The organism is Kitasatospora sp. MBT63, assembly GCF_000710465.2.
GTDB lineage: Bacteria > Actinomycetota > Actinomycetes > Streptomycetales > Streptomycetaceae > Kitasatospora.
Genome location: NZ_JAIZ01000466.1, coordinates 9,613 through 10,325, shown reverse-complemented (window position 1 = coordinate 10,325; position 713 = coordinate 9,613). Strand labels below are relative to the sequence as shown.

Below are 713 nucleotides of genomic sequence, written 5' to 3'. Positions count from 1 at the left end.
GCCGGTTCTTCGCCCGCGGCGGTGTCCCGCCGACGGGGGGAGCGGCGCTCGCACCGGCCGAGGAGGAGCGGGCCGCGGCCCAGGCCGCGCCCCGGCTGACCGGCGAGAGCGCCACCGTGTTCACCCTGGACGCGGGCTTCGTGGCGGGGACGGCCGACGCCCCGGTGGCCTCGCCCGACTTCGTGGCCACCAAGGCGGTGTCGGCGGACGGGCGGATCGCCTCGGTGTGGAGCGTCCGGCAGGGCGCCGGCTGGCGGGTGGTGAACATCGCCACCGGCGGCGACGAGACGGACTACCCGGCCAGGGCGGCCGGCACCGGCGGCGGCACCGCGTTCCGGGAGCCGCAGCTGGACGCCTGGTACGTGCTGCGCGGCGGCCGGGTGCTTCCGCTGGACGAGCAGGCCCGCCGGTCGGTGGGCGCGGACGGGGTCAGCGTGGCGGCGTACCAGAAGCTGGTGCACCAGCGGTACGGCGACAAGCTGCCCGGCAGCGCGTACGACCGGGCGGGCACCGGCGGCGGGTTCGACACGGCGGCGCCCGCCCGGGACGGCGGGCGGCTGTCGGCGCTGACGGCCGGGGCGGCACTCGGTGCGACCGCCCTGACCGGAGCCGCGCTCGCGGCCCGCCGCCGGTCCGCCCGGCGGTAGCGGCAGGAACGACGGCGTCCCGGGCCACCACGGACGGGGCACCACGGACGGGCACCACGGACGGGG

General features: G+C 79.7%; 1 pseudogene. It reads left to right on the top strand.

Features of this window, described 5'->3' with window-relative positions:
• Positions 1-647: pseudogene (locus tag AA75_RS49740) on the top strand (hypothetical protein); the annotation flags it as partial.
• Between the last annotated feature and the right edge of the window lie 66 nt (positions 648-713).